Annotated in this window: 25 protein-coding genes; 10 read left to right on the top strand and 15 right to left on the bottom strand. The window is 35.3% G+C overall.

Features of this window, described 5'->3' with window-relative positions; genetic code table 11:
* The first annotated feature begins 6 nt into the window (after positions 1 to 6).
* The 6 genes from FHR29_RS13015 to FHR29_RS12990 all read left to right on the top strand — a co-directional run bounded on the left by FHR29_RS13015 (position 7) and on the right by FHR29_RS12990 (position 4847).
* The gene (locus tag FHR29_RS13015) at positions 7 to 2412 is read left to right on the top strand and encodes a hypothetical protein (protein ID WP_183915164.1); all 2406 of its coding nucleotides are present in this window, start codon (positions 7 to 9) and stop codon (positions 2410 to 2412) included.
* A 2-nt stretch (positions 2413 to 2414) separates the two neighbouring features.
* Positions 2415 to 3032, top strand: coding sequence for a glycoside hydrolase family 19 protein (locus FHR29_RS13010; protein ID WP_183915162.1), 618 nt, complete (start codon positions 2415 to 2417; stop codon positions 3030 to 3032).
* Entirely contained in the window at positions 3032 to 3367 is a 336-nt protein-coding gene (locus tag FHR29_RS13005; protein ID WP_183915160.1) for a hypothetical protein, read from the top strand. Before FHR29_RS13010 ends, FHR29_RS13005 begins: the two co-directional genes overlap by 1 nt.
* 166 nt (positions 3368 to 3533) lie before the next feature.
* On the top strand, positions 3534 to 4061 hold the full coding sequence (locus FHR29_RS13000) for a hypothetical protein (protein WP_183915158.1): 528 nt from the start codon (positions 3534 to 3536) through the stop codon (positions 4059 to 4061).
* 5 nt (positions 4062 to 4066) lie between these two features.
* Entirely contained in the window at positions 4067 to 4516 is a 450-nt protein-coding gene (locus tag FHR29_RS12995) for a hypothetical protein (RefSeq protein WP_183915156.1), read from the top strand.
* Positions 4491 to 4847 (top strand): hypothetical protein, encoded by a 357-nt coding sequence (locus tag FHR29_RS12990; RefSeq protein WP_183915154.1) that lies wholly within the window; start codon positions 4491 to 4493, stop codon positions 4845 to 4847. The genes FHR29_RS12995 and FHR29_RS12990 overlap by 26 nt, the downstream gene beginning before the upstream one ends.
* Before the next feature lie 163 nt (positions 4848 to 5010).
* Here FHR29_RS12990 and FHR29_RS12985 read toward each other — a convergent pair whose 3' ends face one another.
* Positions 5011 to 5229 (bottom strand): hypothetical protein, encoded by a 219-nt coding sequence (locus FHR29_RS12985; RefSeq protein WP_183915152.1) that lies wholly within the window; start codon positions 5227 to 5229, stop codon positions 5011 to 5013.
* Between the two features lie 30 nt (positions 5230 to 5259).
* On the opposite strand from FHR29_RS12985, the gene FHR29_RS12980 reads away from it, so the two are divergent.
* On the top strand, positions 5260 to 5598 hold the full coding sequence (locus FHR29_RS12980; protein ID WP_183915150.1) for a hypothetical protein: 339 nt from the start codon (positions 5260 to 5262) through the stop codon (positions 5596 to 5598).
* Here the strand turns inward: FHR29_RS12980 and FHR29_RS12975 are convergent.
* Positions 5591 to 6280, bottom strand: a complete 690-nt coding sequence (locus tag FHR29_RS12975) for an SOS response-associated peptidase (RefSeq protein WP_183915148.1) — start codon at positions 6278 to 6280, stop codon at positions 5591 to 5593. The genes FHR29_RS12980 and FHR29_RS12975 overlap by 8 nt on opposite strands.
* A gap of 45 nt (positions 6281 to 6325) precedes the next feature.
* On the opposite strand from FHR29_RS12975, the gene FHR29_RS12970 reads away from it, so the two are divergent.
* The 3 genes from FHR29_RS12970 (at position 6326) to FHR29_RS12960 (ending at position 7379) form a co-directional block, all read left to right on the top strand.
* A complete protein-coding gene (locus FHR29_RS12970) occupies positions 6326 to 6799 on the top strand; it encodes a hypothetical protein (protein WP_183915146.1) in 474 nt (157 codons plus the stop codon).
* 7 nt (positions 6800 to 6806) lie between these two features.
* The gene (locus FHR29_RS12965; protein ID WP_183915144.1) at positions 6807 to 7037 is read left to right on the top strand and encodes a hypothetical protein; all 231 of its coding nucleotides are present in this window, start codon (positions 6807 to 6809) and stop codon (positions 7035 to 7037) included.
* Between the two features lie 66 nt (positions 7038 to 7103).
* A complete protein-coding gene (locus tag FHR29_RS12960) occupies positions 7104 to 7379 on the top strand; it encodes a hypothetical protein (protein WP_183915142.1) in 276 nt (91 codons plus the stop codon).
* Between the two features lie 17 nt (positions 7380 to 7396).
* On the opposite strand, the gene FHR29_RS12955 is transcribed toward FHR29_RS12960, so the two are convergent.
* The 13 genes from FHR29_RS12955 to FHR29_RS12895 form a co-directional block, all read right to left on the bottom strand.
* Positions 7397 to 7597: a hypothetical protein gene (locus tag FHR29_RS12955; protein ID WP_183915140.1), complete on the bottom strand. Its 201-nt coding sequence runs from the start codon at positions 7595 to 7597 to the stop codon at positions 7397 to 7399.
* Between the two features lie 33 nt (positions 7598 to 7630).
* The gene (locus tag FHR29_RS12950; protein WP_183915138.1) at positions 7631 to 7996 is read right to left on the bottom strand and encodes an HNH endonuclease; all 366 of its coding nucleotides are present in this window, start codon (positions 7994 to 7996) and stop codon (positions 7631 to 7633) included.
* A gap of 213 nt (positions 7997 to 8209) precedes the next feature.
* Complete coding sequence (locus tag FHR29_RS12945) at positions 8210 to 8500, bottom strand: hypothetical protein (RefSeq protein ID WP_183915136.1); 291 nt, start codon at positions 8498 to 8500, stop codon at positions 8210 to 8212.
* Positions 8500 to 8991, bottom strand: a complete 492-nt coding sequence (locus FHR29_RS12940; protein ID WP_183915134.1) for a hypothetical protein — start codon at positions 8989 to 8991, stop codon at positions 8500 to 8502. The genes FHR29_RS12945 and FHR29_RS12940 overlap by 1 nt, the downstream gene beginning before the upstream one ends.
* 16 nt (positions 8992 to 9007) lie before the next feature.
* On the bottom strand, positions 9008 to 9331 hold the full coding sequence (locus tag FHR29_RS12935; RefSeq protein ID WP_183915132.1) for a hypothetical protein: 324 nt from the start codon (positions 9329 to 9331) through the stop codon (positions 9008 to 9010).
* A 15-nt stretch (positions 9332 to 9346) separates the two neighbouring features.
* Entirely contained in the window at positions 9347 to 9598 is a 252-nt protein-coding gene (locus FHR29_RS12930; protein WP_183915130.1) for a hypothetical protein, read from the bottom strand.
* Between the two features lie 15 nt (positions 9599 to 9613).
* Complete coding sequence (locus tag FHR29_RS12925) at positions 9614 to 10522, bottom strand: DNA cytosine methyltransferase (RefSeq protein WP_183915129.1); 909 nt, start codon at positions 10520 to 10522, stop codon at positions 9614 to 9616.
* Positions 10523 to 10537: 15 nt separating this feature from the next.
* On the bottom strand, positions 10538 to 10762 hold the full coding sequence (locus FHR29_RS12920; RefSeq protein ID WP_183915127.1) for a helix-turn-helix domain-containing protein: 225 nt from the start codon (positions 10760 to 10762) through the stop codon (positions 10538 to 10540).
* Positions 10759 to 11238 (bottom strand): hypothetical protein, encoded by a 480-nt coding sequence (locus FHR29_RS12915; protein ID WP_183915125.1) that lies wholly within the window; start codon positions 11236 to 11238, stop codon positions 10759 to 10761. Before FHR29_RS12915 ends, FHR29_RS12920 begins: the two co-directional genes overlap by 4 nt.
* Positions 11231 to 11716, bottom strand: a complete 486-nt coding sequence (locus FHR29_RS12910; RefSeq protein ID WP_183915122.1) for a class I SAM-dependent methyltransferase — start codon at positions 11714 to 11716, stop codon at positions 11231 to 11233. The genes FHR29_RS12915 and FHR29_RS12910 overlap by 8 nt, the downstream gene beginning before the upstream one ends.
* A complete protein-coding gene (locus FHR29_RS12905; RefSeq protein WP_183915120.1) occupies positions 11709 to 12020 on the bottom strand; it encodes a hypothetical protein in 312 nt (103 codons plus the stop codon). The genes FHR29_RS12910 and FHR29_RS12905 overlap by 8 nt, the downstream gene beginning before the upstream one ends.
* A gap of 364 nt (positions 12021 to 12384) precedes the next feature.
* Positions 12385 to 12792 carry a hypothetical protein gene (locus FHR29_RS12900; protein WP_183915118.1) on the bottom strand — a complete coding sequence of 136 codons (408 nt, stop codon included), beginning with the start codon at positions 12790 to 12792 and terminating at the stop codon, positions 12385 to 12387.
* Between the two features lie 150 nt (positions 12793 to 12942).
* A complete protein-coding gene (locus FHR29_RS12895) occupies positions 12943 to 13569 on the bottom strand; it encodes a hypothetical protein (RefSeq protein ID WP_183915116.1) in 627 nt (208 codons plus the stop codon).
* Between the last annotated feature and the right edge of the window lie 115 nt (positions 13570 to 13684).

The following is a 13684-nucleotide window of genomic DNA, read 5'->3' as shown; positions in this document are numbered from 1 at the left end:
ATTAAAATGGCAGGAGAAGAAGAAATAAAGAAACCTTGGCCAAGCGGGTACACCGAGGCCAAATCTGTCGAAGACTTTGATTATTTCATGACTGGTAAAGAGGGCGAACCTCTTACAAAAGTGCCAAAATCAAGATTAGCTGAGGTAATAGGAGTCGTTGGCGAGTCTATGCCTGCAATTCAAGGTGGATTAACTGCGGCAACAGCCGTTGCCTTACCTGCCGGACCAACTGGATATAACAGATTTTTTGATGCGAGTTGGGGTTATTGGAAGTACAACAATATCGTTTTAAAGAACCCAAAAGGAACAGATGGAATACCAGAAGGAAACGATGGGACATTATATTGGAACGGAACAGCAACAACTCCAAGCTGGAGTATCAGTAAGATGCAGGCTTTGCCTATCGCAACAGGAACAAATGTGGTTATCCCAGGAGGAACAGAAGTAGTTAATCAGGATGGAGTTTATAGATATTCAGCGACAAAAGATGAAGTAGCAGATAGTATTTTAGGTATAAGGGTCAATAAATTCAATAAAGATTCTCCTGATTTAGCTGTTTCTTTTAACATAAACCCTAGTAGTGGAATTTTATTTTCTAACGTAGGAACGAATGTATCGCCATTTATAAAAGTAATAGGCAGTACACAATATGCTGTTACTTCTAGGAGCCATTTGGTCTGGTTTGATGCGAATAAAGTTTATATAAGTGGTTTGAATTTTTCTACAAATACCGCATTGACTTTTGTTTCTCCTGCTAATGCGGTTTATGTTAGATACGGATATCTACAGAGTGTCAATGTAAATACAATGATGTTTGCTGAAGGAACCACTATTCCATCAGCTTATGTTCCATATTCTAAACAAGTTCTTCCTAGTGATGTCACAGTAACTAAAACTAACTTGCCAGATTCAATACCTCAGAAAGGAGAAATTATTCAACCTGATCTATTGTTTGCTGAAAGAAAGACTGGCATAAATTTGTTTAATAAGGATGATTGGCAAGTAACATTAGGTCGGTATATTAATAGTGCTACGGGTGGTCTTTCCAATAATGCAAGTTATACTGCATCTGGTTATATTGAGGTAAAAGCAAATACAGATTATTACTTATCAGCTAAAACACACCTTGCTTGGTACAATAGCAATAAGGTATATATTTCAGGATCGGGTTTTGAAAATCCCAACAATCTGCAAAGGTCGCCTGTTAATGCCAAATATCTAAGAACATCTATAGCTACTGCAAGCGGTTTGGGTAACTTCTATGTAAACGAAGGTTCTAATAAAGGAAATTCTGCTTATGAGGAATATTACGAGCTTAAGAACACCAAAGCAGGTATAGAATCATCTTCACGTGATGAGTTTTTATTGTTTATACCTGATAATATATATGTTGCAGAAGGGCGAACAATTGAAATGTATTTTAATCAGATATCATGGTGTGGAAATCACGATAACTACCATTTCCTTGTTACCGGAATTGGGAAAACATTAAAGAGAAAATGGCAAATTACGGGTACCTCAAGTAACCATGGGTCTTATTCTGCAACTTGTGTGGTGTATGATAATAATATGAAAGTAATAGCCTCTAAAGTTTTTACTGTCATTATAACGACAAATGTCATTTCATCTGCATTCACTGTTGTTCCGATTGGCGATAGTTTAACAAATGCGAAGCCTTGGTTAACAGAGGTCAGGAGTTTGGCAGCTAATAACATCAGTTTCGTAGGTACAAGGTGGTATGGTTTTCAAGAAAATGGAGTGACAAGACACGAGGGAAGAAGCGGCGCTACATCAGCATATTACACAGGGAATAATTCATATACTTTTGATACATCAGGAGAACAAGGGGTAGATGGTAGAGCACAAAATCTAAATCCGTTTTTCAACCCGAATTTAAACAAGGTAGACTGGACTTACTATAAATCTAATTATAATAAGAATCCAAATAAAATGATGATTTGGCTTGGAACGAATGCATTGGCCTTAGACCCTTTGACCTCAGTTTCAAATCTCAGGACATTTATAAATGGGTTACGCTCTACTGGTGCCTCTACGTTACCAATCTATATTGTTTTCACTCTTTATAAAAGTGACCAAAATGGAATTGGCAACCAAACTGGAACGGATGGATTTAATCCGAATCCCTCTTTAAAATTAATTGAAGACCGGAAGATATTCAATTTATTGAGTGCTATTTATACTGAGTTCAAAGGCGATGCGAATACTTATTTTATTCCTGTAGGATTATGTCATGATAGTAAAAATAATTATGGGGATGTGCCAACTCCAGTAAATCCTAGAGCATCTCAATTAGAATCATTTCCTGTTGAATCAGTACACCCTCAAAATCAAGGTTACATGCAATCGGCAGATGTTATTTTTTCAACGTTAGTGGCAACACAAACATTATAGTTATGACAAAGACAGAATCAATACAATATATACAGCATGTCGTCGGAGCTAATCCTGACGGCGTGCTTGGTAACGAAACACTAACTAAGTTCCAATGTCATTTTGGAATATCAACCAAGGCTATGGTAGCTCATTTCTTTGGAAACATGGTTCATGAAAATGGTGATTTTACGATCGTCATGGAAAACATGAGCTATACTACTATTGCAGCACTACGAAAAACATGGCCAACCCGTTTTACATCCAATGCATTAGCTGAGCAATATCTGAGACAGCCTGAGAAACTAGGGAACTTTGTTTACGATAATCGTATGGGCAACGGCAAAGGAGAAGGTTACAAATACCGCGGTCGTGGCTGGATGCAATTAACCGGAAAAGAAATGTATGATCTTTTTAGCAAATACATTGGTGAGGATTGCGTGAAGAATCCTGATCTGGTAGCGACAAAATATCCTTTGGAATCAGCTGTTTTTATGTTTAATCAAAAAAAGCTTTGGAACCTTGTGAAAGACGTAAATGATGAGGATATCAAAATTATTCGTAGAAGGGTTAACGGTGGATTGATCGGAATCGAAAGAGTGATTCCATTAGTAAAAAGATTTTTTAATATGATGAAGTAATGGCAGAAGAAAAGGTAGTTCAAAAAAAGCCAACATTTGCACAGGTTGTAAACCATCCGGTTACTTACGCATTGTTAGTCATTGTTTCTGTATTCTGGGCAGTATTTTATTTAATCATCGATGTAAATAAAGATTCTAGGGAAAGTGACAGAAAGCAAGCAGATAAAATGCTTGAGATGCAAGATAGACTTTACAAGCAGATGATTGAGGAAGTTAAACAACAAGTTACGCCGGCAGTAAACAAAGTCAATGAGGCGGCAACAAAAGTCGATAGTGCAGCAGTCAAAGTTGATAGTATTGCACAGCAACAAAAGAGAAAAGGAGGTAAAAGATGAAATGGATTTTAATAATACTATTTGTCAGCTCGGTATATACTGATGCAAGACCGAAGGTGCCAATGAAGCAACCCAAGGGTATTGCTAAGCCTTTGGAAGATTTAGTTCCTATGTTAGACGAAGTGACAAACAAACTCACAGATCTATCTCAAAAAATTGAAAAGCTATGAGAATAACCATGATATTAATAGTCTGCATCCTTATGAGTGGGTGCGGACTATTCCGTAAAACAACTAAGATTGACAAAAGCTCTGTTTCAGTAAGTACTTCCAGTGATGTCAAAGTAACTACAGATGTAAAAGTTAATAAGGTTGAGAAGGCAACAGATAAGACTATTACCTCAAGTGAAAGTGATGATCAGGTAAAAGTCTATCCTAAACCCGGTACTGAGGTTAAGATAGCTGCCGATGGATCGATGACATTAGAAGCTGACAGTATAATTTCCAATACAAAAAAGAAAACAAATCAGGCGAGGGATCTTACTAATCAGGTAACGACAAACCTGCAAAAGAAAGTCGATAGTATTGCGGCGAAGGATAGTACAGCTAATGAGAAGAGTTATAAGAAGGCTGTTACCAAAAAACCCAGTGCAAAAGGTATTTTTAGTAATTGGATAGGTGGAGGAGTTGTTTTAATAGGGTTAATAGCTTTCCTTCTGTGGTATTTTGGAATAAAACCTAAAAAGAAAAAATAATATGTATGTTTATAAAAATTAATTACTTTTGGGGAAAATTAACCAATATGCCGGATCATATAAAGCAGATTTTAGAACATGCAACTTCACAAGGATATAGGTCCAATGTCCTAAAGCCATTATATGGATTAATGGTTATTTTATTATTGGGTATGTGTTTAGGTTTATATTTAAAGAATGAAACTATAGCTTATATTTGTCTTGGATTTGCATTATTAATTGCAATGTGTTTTTTGGTTTGTTACTTTTACTGCTTATTTAAGAATCCTGATTTATTAAGATCGGAAAGATTTAATTTAGAGAAAACAGCATTAGAGAAAATATCTGTCACAGGAGATAGTACAGTTGGGAAGTTGAAAATGCAAGAGACGGATTATGTTGTAATTCAATCTGAAAACGTAAATGTTAAGTTAGAACAAGATTTGAGTAATGAGAATATACCTAGTAACGATTAGTGCACCATCTAATGAAGCCGATGAAAAATTCATGAAGTTCATCGAAGATAAAAATTTGGAATGGTGGAGATATATGCCTACTGTTTGGGGGTTAGCTACTCCTGATACCTTATCTACTAATGAAATTTTATTTAAGGTTCAAGCTTGTTATGGAACCACGTTTAGTTTTGTTCTGGAGGTTGAAATAAAAGATGTAGCAGGAATGTTCCCAATGTCTAAGGAAATGAAGGATAGTGTACCTGAAGGATGGTCTCCATTTACGTGGTTCAGTAATATTAGAGATAAAACATTTGTTCCTAAATGGGAAAAGGAAACTAATACAACAAAGTGATTTGCTAATTATTGTATTTATTCTTAATGGCCTTTTTATTTATTAAGGTGACTTTTTTGGTTAGGAATTATTTTGGTATTTAAAAAAGAAATAACTATTTTAGATAATCATAAAATAGGTTAAAATATGGCTAAACAGCTTTAGGCGCCCGCTTAAAGCTGTTTTATTTATGTATCTCTTTAATGGATTCAATGATAGCTCCGGCTAATTCTTCTTTCATAGTTCCATAAGCTAAGTGAAAGTCACCTTCATCATACTTTCTAAAGTAGTATACAGCTCCATTCTTTCCATTAATTATATAGTTCACTAAGCCATACTTACGTTCAAATTTGTAAGGTATTAATACCTCTTTTTTATTTACTATAATTTTTAGTACACTCATTAGCGTAAAATTAGTAAAATATGTCTAGTTTTGAATAAAATTAAAATTATGCAACCGTGGAGAGTAAAAGATAAAAAAGAAATTCCAGCAGAAGTGACTTCTTTGCACCGCTTTGCAATTCAGAATAACTGCTGGATATATCATGATGTTTCTCGGCTATTTTATACACCCGAAGAGTTTTTGGAGAAATGGGAGCGGATATATAAAGAGGAACATACTGGGTTAAGTAATATAAAAGAATTTGTAGTAAAAAGTCCGTACGCTGCTATTAAACAGAGAGCAGGGTGGATAAAAAGGGCAAATGAAGAGTTACAAGCCTTATTGATAAAGCTTGAAGATTATGATATAACTTTCAAACCACCTAAATAGCTTTTTGAATGTCTGGGTGATTTGTGTCTGTCAGTTTAGGATCTGTTACACGTACAACTTGATGGCTACCTAGTTCACCATCGTAAGGCTTCATCAATTTAATGATGTCTTCTTTATTGGTGGCATGTAACCAGGCATCTTCATCTTTTTGTGCAATGATCAGAGGCATACGTTTCTTTTCATTGTGGATTTCAGCAAGTAGGGGATTAGCCTCAGTTGTGATTATGGAGAATGTAGGATAAATTTCTCCAGTCTCATAATCTTTAAACTCACTGAAAACAATACCAAGGGTGAAGATCTCCTTTGATGGAGTGTAGATATAATAATTTTCGGTGTCCTTTTGTCCTGCGACTTTGTGAGGCTCATAAAAGCCATTCACATACAGGAGGCCCCGATTTTTCATTATATAGTTTTTGTAGGATGCTTTTTCGAAAATGGTACCGGAATCAGCATTCAATGTGTTAGCATACTTTTTTGCGTCATCTTCAGTTTTGACCCAAAAAGGAATTAATTTCCAACGAGCCTGAACAATCTTATCATCCTGATTGTTAAGTGTTACCGGTAAGTATGGGCGAGCGAAACCAGAGACGTGATAAATTTCTGATCCTTCAAAGATCACCTCTTTCTCAGGTCTTGCTTTCTTTAGATAAGTAATGTCCGGTGTGGAAACATGATAGCACATAATACAATAGTTTAAATGTTTAACAATTTTAAAACTTATATGTTTATGGATCAAGATAAATTAAATATGGAAGCTCGTGTTATTGCCTATGATAAGCATTACGGGTTTGTTGAAAATCCTCAGGATTTCAACTTTGAATATAATCCTCATCGTTTAATCGTTAAGAACTATGCACTTAGAACGGGAGATAAGGCTGCATATAATAAGTATTTGGATACCTTTTTTCCGGAGTTGACTGAAATTGAACTTAAGAACTTTGATACTGAGGTAAAGTATATCAAAGCATTGGACAATGAAGAATTGGCTAGGTGGTTAGCTAGTAATGATATTAAGCTAGTAGAATCAGATATTTCTGCAGACGATCCAGATGCTATTTTTAAGATGGTTGATGTATCTGATTCAGAAGATCCTGATATGTACGTAATCGAGGAAGAGGATTTTATCCTAAACCGGATATTGCCACGGACTCTAATAAAAACACCAAATAAAACTTGGGTAAATATTAAACTATCTAAATGATATAGTCATGGAATACGTAAAAGTAACACACGCCGTACTAAGTGAACTTAAGAAAGATCACTATAATGTTCTAGTTACTGATTCTACGGCAGATGACGATGATCCCAAATTCATACCAGAATTTAAAGCTGACCTTTGGGGTTATCTTGAAAGTCTGGACGGTGAATTAGCGTGTGCTGTGATCGATGATTTACTAGCGCTTAAAGAGGAGGATCTGAAAGGAACTGTTTTGTATTAGGGAAGGGGTAGAGAAATCTTTAAATCGGTATATTTATATTTGTATTCAATCAATTATAAAAAATGAATGAAAATTGAAGATCTAACTAAAAGCTCTTATGGAAGTACTAGTACTACCAATATTCCTGGTGATCCAGTATTATTTTACTCTTACGCATTCTACAAAGGAAAACCGGTTGGAGTGGGGGTATGGGATTATGCAAGTGAAAAATGTCTTTCAGCAATTATACTCGGAGATGATAAAGAAAAGGTTTACTTAAATAAGATTGATCCAAATGACCTTAGAATGTCAGGGGCATTGCACGAATTAGAAAGTTCATTCGAAGTGTTTTTAAAAGAGTAGGTTTATAGCCTACTCTTTTACATGTACTCTTTAACGTACCAAGCAAGGTGGAATATGTCTGTTGGATCAACATCGTACCCTTTCTTTGGGGTGATCTCCATACTTAGTTCATTAAATTTGACATCGTATGTTAAAAAGAATCCTTTGACGGCCATACAGTCTTCTTTGGCTTCCTGAATTGCCTTTATAACATCAGATGATGGTAGTGTTATTTTCATGGTGGTAGTTTAATAATTTAAAATTTGTTATGATTACGGATTTCCGTATGTCTCAAAAAAGAACGTAACTTCTGTAGGAACCTCCGATACTAATCCATAACGTTTTGCAAACTTGTACTGTGTTGAATCCCGATTAAGAGATTTAATAAATCCGCCTATAAGTTGTCTAAAGCCTTCTAAGCTCAATGAATTCTTAACTATATTACAGCTTGAACAAGAAGGATTAAAGTTGTCGATTCGATTGTTTTCTGGTCGCTCACATGTACCGTTCGTCCAGTTTCTAACTATAGGTTCGACATGATCCGCATGCCAGCGGTCGGGTAGGAGATTACCGCAATATGCGCAGCGACCTCCATATTTTTGTTTTAGCTGTTCGCGTTGTTGTTTGTTTAGTTTCATTTCACAATTTTTAATGACTCCTTTTTCTTAAATGATACTTTGCTTATGCTAATTATATAATCTTCTTCCTCAAAATTTTCAATGTCGATAGGTCTAAGGGTAAATGTTTCATTGTCAAAATTTGCAGATACTAAAATCATTTCAATATCTCCATAATGACTATGATGAATCAATATCATATATGGCTTGAAAGATCTTTTAATCATTTCTTCTCTAGTCATCGTATATACCTCCAAATTTCTCTACAAAAGGTGCTTGTTCGTATTCTCCCTGCTCGTTTACCCAACTAGGGCGATGACCATCTACATAGGAGATATGAGCGTGAATTACTTTTGCACCATATTCGTAAACTGTTTTGTATTTAAAGAATTTGCAGATCCTTTCCGCTTGTCCATGGATATCGGTTTTCTTCATCTCCTTAGGAAAGAATCCTACTTTGCGGAGTGTATAAAAATCGATGTGATCATTCAGGAAGTCTTTCAGTAGTTTATCGTCTTTTGTCATTATTCTACCTCCGTTCCATCAATATATTTCAAAACTCCGTTTTCCTCGTCCCAAACATGGTGATCATCACAACCGTTTTCATCATAATATTTATCACAAAATTTGCAATAGTCTATGGTGCCATATACTTCATGACTTAATTCTTCGTTGAAAGGGTCTATAATGTTGTTGCGTAGCGGTAATGGGTTCTTTAGTCTGGTGATATTTTTTGGTTTATACTTATCACTAAAAGAAGCTGACTCATGCATCCAGTATGAAGCTCCATTATATCCATCTACGTATGTAGGCGCTTGAAGATCTCTAATTGATCCACCGCCCCCAGAATGGTAATACATTAAGTTCTCATCATCATAGCATGACTTGTAAAAGTCGAAGTGATCACAGTATCCATTATCAGAACAGGTAACCTGATGAGGTACACCGTCTTGATATTCTATGTAAACCACTTCTAGTTCTTTAACTCTATTCGCGTAATCGTGTGTAAATTTCATCTTAAACCTCCTTTATTTAAATGTTATGATGTTTTCGGACCTCATCAAGCATTTGCCTGTACGATTGTCCAGTTGAACTTTTATTATTAATCTTCTCCCATTCAACTGCGACATGTGTCCAAAAATCATCCGAAGAGCAACCGCCATCGTCTAGATCATCCCAATCGATAATCTTTTCGACTATCTTATCGCAATGTATATGAGACTTCCACGTAAAAGCTGAATCACCTACATTAAATGATCGATTGTATTGTTCCCCTATATCTATAGGCATACCGCAGAAGTCACATCTATGCGACTTCTTTGCGGTTAATGTTTTTGAGCTTAGCATTTGTGTCATAATCTTATTTGATGGTTATTTGATTTTAAAGTCCATTTTTATCTGTGACCATATTCTCCAATTAGTGGCCATGTCTTTTGGAAGTTCCCCTGTATCCGTTAGAGCGGTGAAATAAACTTCTTTATCTTTATTGACGGCACAATAGATATAGTGCCCTTGCTCATGGATAATGTATTCTATGCTGAATTTCTTCTTTCTTCCTTCATTGAGATCATCTAGAAAGTCACATATTCTTGTATGAGCTATGCTTGTAAATAGATTGTTCATTTGATGGTTATTTGATTAGTTAAAATACTTCATTAGCTGTCTTCCTGCCCAAATTCCCATTTCCCTTGGTACTCCATTTCCGATGTACATGTAGTTTTTTTTAATATCACTACCATCTTTATGTGTTGGAAAAATAAAATCATCTGGCACACCCTGCAGTCTCGCATATTCACGAACGGTAAATGGTCTTACCCCATTTTTAAAATTCCTATCCTTTACAACCCGTGTGCCCTGGTCTTTAGAATAATGGGCCACACAACAAGGTGCAAATGAATTGCGGTCGTTTGGATCGACAATTATTGGTTTGTCCCGATAGTTTCCGTTAAATCGAGCGTAAAAATTTGGTGGAATGTTTAAGATCGGATCTTTCTCAATTATGTCCTTAATTGTTTTTGTCCTGACACTATTGGGAGCTTCAATGTTAAAAGGCTTTTTAGTTCCAATGATAATTACACGTTTACGATCTTGAGGCAACCAGTTCAACGCATTTACTGGGCAGAATACCTGCACATAATATTGAGGTAACTTTGTCATTGCTTCAACAACAACCGGAAATTTCATCATGCCCGGGACGTTTTCCAAAACAAAAGCTTCCGGCAACTCTATTGCTACATGTCTAAAGAAGTGTAAGTATAGTTCGTCTCCAGTTCTCACACCGTGGATATCACCAATGTCTGAATATTTAGTACACGGGTATGTTCCTATCACCATATCCGTTTTTGTTTGTGGTGTGACTAACATATCCTTTATATCCTCTGTTATTACTTTATGACTAAAGTATTGTGGATTCATTTTCATTATCTTGGTAGCGCCCTTGTCAATGTCAAGTGATTGAATTATATCTAATCCTGCTTCTTGAAGACCTATTTCAAAGATTCCGATCCCCGAAAAATATCCTTTTGCTGTTGGTTTATAATTGTTCATATTCTTATTTGATAGTTATTTGATTAGTTTATCCCCAACTATTTCAGGGTCGTTTATTTTACTTTGCCTTACCTTCATTGCAAGAATTGGATCACCTTCATACAGCTTTACCCAGCATTCTACAGTATGAGAGTTTAATCCAAGTATCTCAGCAGTCTTGTATCTAGGTATCCCTAATCCAATAACCATTTCGATTGCTTGAATTTTCAATGCGTTTGGGTGGCTGTATTGATTCTTCATAATCCTAACTTTAGTTGTGGGCGTGGTTGATTGAGATCGGGATTGTCGCTGTCTGTATTTTCAATTGGAATCAGCCTGTAACCTATCTTTTTAAAAGTTTCTTGTAGGAAGCACATTCCAACATTTGATCCTAACCATTGAATTGCTGTCGCTACTATCATTCTTTCACGTTTTGACAGTATGATAACTTCTCGTTTTGATTGTTCAGCATAGCTGATGAAAAGATCTTGTAATATTCCATTACCATGATTAGTTCCATGGGAGGGAATATTTTCTTTTAACCATTGCTCATGAAATGCTTTTTCACGTTCATTGAATTCCAATCGCTTTAAACTGATGCCCTGGTTAGCTTCGTAAGCATCTTGCCTTCTAACAACATTCATGAGTGTGATAATCTCATCTTCTGTTAGATTACATGTTCCGCCTTCTTGTTCAACGTTCGATATGAAAGCTTTAATCAAATTAATTTTACTCATGTTTTCCTTCTTTCAAAAATGCCATCCAAATAGTTTTTCCATTTTTACCCGATGTATGACCAAATAGTGGCTTGTAAGGGATTAGTTCTAAAATTCTTGATATCGGTATTTGAACTTCGTTCCATTTGAAAATTAAAGTTCCGTTGAATTTCAAAACTCTCATGCACTCGTCAAATCCAAGCTTTATATCAAGTTCCCAAGTAGGTAATAGAACACCGTATTTTTTAGCCATCCAAGTATCTTTACCTAACTTCTTTAAATGAGGGGGATCGAATACTACCATCTGAAAAGATTCGTCTGGATAGGGCATGTTTCTAAAATCAGCTACAACATCTGGACTTATTTCAAGAGGTCTACCATCACATAAAATATGGCTCTCTTCTCTGATATCTTGAAAAACTACATTCGGATTTTCTTTATCAAACCAGAACATTCGAGATCCACAACATGCATCTAGGATTAATTTTTCGTTACTCATATTTTTTCCCTTCCAGATTTTCCAAAATGTATTTTATTCCAAATCTCCAGCCATCTCTAAAAAGTCCTGATATCTTGCTATAAGAATATGCATCACGTTCCTTTCTAATTTCTTCATTCGTAGGTAGACTTATTTCCTCAAGCCAATGAGTAACACCGCTACAGTCCAGCATCTCTTCGTTAAAGCTAAATTGCTCTAGATATGAAGCTGAAAACCATTCACCGTGACTCTTTACTAAATATCTTCCCTCTGTTTGAGGCAAGCGATCTGATACGCTTACCTGTCTGTATAGTTTATTTTCCATTTGTTTACTATATTTATCCATTGGAAATGGATATTGAATTTTATATTTTTTTAATGGTTGTTGGCATCTTTGGATTAGCATTATCAATCAATGATTTGAAAAATCCTCAAAAGAAAGCAGAGCACGTTGCTTATAGAACTAACTATTTCATCCTCTTTTTTTGGAGTTCAATCTGTATATTAATTGCACTAGCTTACTTCATGAAATCTTATCTTATTTAATTTTAGCATTCACAATGACTGAAACCCATACTTCAAGTTTGTTTATTGCAGTTTTTTGCGTACTGCTTGGTTTTTATTTGAAAAGGTCAAAAGAGTATGACTCATTGCATGTTCGTTTTATTGGATTTGGTATCTTCCTTATTTTACTGATCATTTTTGACGCTTTTATTTGGACTAGGTGATTCATCTTGGGATCCTTCCATTTTTAACCAGCCCATATTAATTAATTCACCGACAGAAGCCCCCATAAAGGGAACTGCATAACCTTTTGATCTAATAAAATCACATTGTGTGCAATTAAGATGCTCTAGATATATTCTGCCTTTTTTAAAAGAAGGTTGAAAGGGAAATCTATTCCACATTATTTCAGTAAAATCCTCATCAGTAATCAATGAAACTGATTTAAGCTCTAAATGCATATTAAGTAAATGGTGCTTAGTCATGTGAGTAATCCCAACTTTACTTTTCATTGGTGCATCATTCCATTTGAAAACTTTTTGACCCCAATAAAGGGCAAAGAACTTTGCTTTGTTTTCTAGGTTGTTTTCCATGTTTTATTTCTATTTTTGATTATGACCGATGACCATGTATCCGGATTAGTAATTGCGACCTTTTGTATTGTAGTTGGCTATATTTTGAAAAGAATGGGTGAACCATCCTATTGGTATACTAGGCCTATTGCTCTAGGTGTCTTTGTCATTCTATTGATCATTTTTGACGCCTTTGTCGGATTTAGATAATTCATCTTGTATCTCGCTTTCTTTGCCTAGATATTCTCTTAGTTTAGGTAAGAACTTAGATAACCATACATTTTTTTGAGGCGTTTTAGTAACGATAAAATGCCACGGCTCTGTTGAAATGTAATTTATCATCTCGGTAAAGTATTCTTTGCCATTAGTGTATAAATCCTCACCTTGGTAATATTTTTCAAGGTTTATTGCCATCATTTGATTTATAAAATCATTTTGGTCAAAAGCAGTATTTTGGATGCTATTAAGGGTTGATCTTAATTCCTTATCATCTTCTGGTGAGAAGTACCACTTCCATTCAGTATCTTTTTTAATAGCTGATCGAACATTTACCATAGTTGCTTTCATGTCAATAGGACCTTCATTGTCTCTATCTCCAAGCTTATTAATCAAGTAGCCGTCATTCGTTTTTAAAAGAAACTTTTTAAGGTCATACCCTTGTCCCATTGATCCCCAGTAGTATGATAGGTTGTAATCGTAATCATCATTAGACAATATGATTTTACCCCTTCCTTCTTCGTAATCTTGAAGGAAAACATCAGTACCCAGCAATCGAAAATTAGTTAGCTTGTTTTCCATTTGGTTTCTTTTCTTTAATATTGCCCCATGTATATTTTAGAGCGAATTGGTTTTATAATTTTCTTTTTATTTTTGGCTTACCTTGGATATAGATCTCTGAAATCTGATATTAGAG

The organism is Sphingobacterium sp. JUb56 (assembly GCF_014191365.1).
In the GTDB taxonomy this organism is placed as follows: domain Bacteria; phylum Bacteroidota; class Bacteroidia; order Sphingobacteriales; family Sphingobacteriaceae; genus Sphingobacterium; species Sphingobacterium anhuiense.
This window is presented reverse-complemented; position numbering and strand designations above follow the sequence as displayed.

What these genes read in the sequence shown, in the direction of transcription:
- FHR29_RS12920 (WP_183915127.1), bottom strand. Translation starts at nt 10,762, where the DNA reads ATGAAGAATCAATACAGCCACCCAAACGCATTGAAAATTCAAGCAATC.
- FHR29_RS13010 (WP_183915162.1), top strand. Translation starts at nt 2,415, where the DNA reads ATGACAAAGACAGAATCAATACAATATATACAGCATGTCGTCGGAGCT.
- FHR29_RS12955 (WP_183915140.1), bottom strand. Translation starts at nt 7,597, where the DNA reads ATGAAAATAACACTACCATCATCTGATGTTATAAAGGCAATTCAGGAA.
- FHR29_RS12915 (WP_183915125.1), bottom strand. Translation starts at nt 11,238, where the DNA reads ATGAGTAAAATTAATTTGATTAAAGCTTTCATATCGAACGTTGAACAA.
- FHR29_RS12895 (WP_183915116.1), bottom strand. Translation starts at nt 13,569, where the DNA reads ATGGAAAACAAGCTAACTAATTTTCGATTGCTGGGTACTGATGTTTTC.
- FHR29_RS12990 (WP_183915154.1), top strand. Translation starts at nt 4,491, where the DNA reads ATGAGAATATACCTAGTAACGATTAGTGCACCATCTAATGAAGCCGAT.
- FHR29_RS12975 (WP_183915148.1), bottom strand. Translation starts at nt 6,280, where the DNA reads ATGTGCTATCATGTTTCCACACCGGACATTACTTATCTAAAGAAAGCA.
- FHR29_RS12925 (WP_183915129.1), bottom strand. Translation starts at nt 10,522, where the DNA reads ATGAACAATTATAAACCAACAGCAAAAGGATATTTTTCGGGGATCGGA.
- FHR29_RS12950 (WP_183915138.1), bottom strand. Translation starts at nt 7,996, where the DNA reads ATGAAACTAAACAAACAACAACGCGAACAGCTAAAACAAAAATATGGA.
- FHR29_RS12905 (WP_183915120.1), bottom strand. Translation starts at nt 12,020, where the DNA reads ATGGAAAATAAACTATACAGACAGGTAAGCGTATCAGATCGCTTGCCT.
- FHR29_RS12985 (WP_183915152.1), bottom strand. Translation starts at nt 5,229, where the DNA reads ATGAGTGTACTAAAAATTATAGTAAATAAAAAAGAGGTATTAATACCT.
- FHR29_RS12900 (WP_183915118.1), bottom strand. Translation starts at nt 12,792, where the DNA reads ATGGAAAACAACCTAGAAAACAAAGCAAAGTTCTTTGCCCTTTATTGG.
- FHR29_RS12940 (WP_183915134.1), bottom strand. Translation starts at nt 8,991, where the DNA reads ATGAAATTTACACACGATTACGCGAATAGAGTTAAAGAACTAGAAGTG.
- FHR29_RS13015 (WP_183915164.1), top strand. Translation starts at nt 7, where the DNA reads ATGGCAGGAGAAGAAGAAATAAAGAAACCTTGGCCAAGCGGGTACACC.
- FHR29_RS12910 (WP_183915122.1), bottom strand. Translation starts at nt 11,716, where the DNA reads ATGAGTAACGAAAAATTAATCCTAGATGCATGTTGTGGATCTCGAATG.
- FHR29_RS13005 (WP_183915160.1), top strand. Translation starts at nt 3,032, where the DNA reads ATGGCAGAAGAAAAGGTAGTTCAAAAAAAGCCAACATTTGCACAGGTT.
- FHR29_RS13000 (WP_183915158.1), top strand. Translation starts at nt 3,534, where the DNA reads ATGAGAATAACCATGATATTAATAGTCTGCATCCTTATGAGTGGGTGC.
- FHR29_RS12935 (WP_183915132.1), bottom strand. Translation starts at nt 9,331, where the DNA reads ATGACACAAATGCTAAGCTCAAAAACATTAACCGCAAAGAAGTCGCAT.
- FHR29_RS12930 (WP_183915130.1), bottom strand. Translation starts at nt 9,598, where the DNA reads ATGAACAATCTATTTACAAGCATAGCTCATACAAGAATATGTGACTTT.
- FHR29_RS12945 (WP_183915136.1), bottom strand. Translation starts at nt 8,500, where the DNA reads ATGACAAAAGACGATAAACTACTGAAAGACTTCCTGAATGATCACATC.
- FHR29_RS12995 (WP_183915156.1), top strand. Translation starts at nt 4,067, where the DNA reads ATGTTTATAAAAATTAATTACTTTTGGGGAAAATTAACCAATATGCCG.
- FHR29_RS12965 (WP_183915144.1), top strand. Translation starts at nt 6,807, where the DNA reads ATGGAATACGTAAAAGTAACACACGCCGTACTAAGTGAACTTAAGAAA.
- FHR29_RS12970 (WP_183915146.1), top strand. Translation starts at nt 6,326, where the DNA reads ATGGATCAAGATAAATTAAATATGGAAGCTCGTGTTATTGCCTATGAT.
- FHR29_RS12960 (WP_183915142.1), top strand. Translation starts at nt 7,104, where the DNA reads ATGAAAATTGAAGATCTAACTAAAAGCTCTTATGGAAGTACTAGTACT.